Source organism: Staphylococcus sp. HMSC34G04, assembly GCF_001838765.1.
GTDB lineage: Bacteria > Bacillota > Bacilli > Staphylococcales > Staphylococcaceae > Staphylococcus > Staphylococcus epidermidis.
Window position 1 is genome coordinate 1 of sequence record NZ_KV838745.1, and the last position, 215, is coordinate 215.

1 protein-coding gene is annotated in these 215 nt (G+C 34.0%); it reads left to right on the top strand.

Annotation, left to right across the window (positions count from 1 at the left end):
- Positions 1-215 (top strand): transposase (locus HMPREF3241_RS12380; protein WP_141763184.1); only part of this gene is annotated, 215 nt, incomplete at both ends.

Below are 215 nucleotides of genomic sequence, written 5' to 3' on the forward strand. Positions count from 1 at the left end.
AATGATATTTCACGACATGTAAATGATATTGTTGAAACAATTCCTGACAATGAATTCGACGAATTCAGACATCACCGTGGTGCAACTTCGTACCATCCTAAAATGATGTTAAAAGTGATTCTATATGCCTACACACAATCTGTATTCTCAGGTCGTAAAATAGAAAAAATGCTTAATGATAGCATCCGAATGATGTGGCTATCACAAAATCAAAA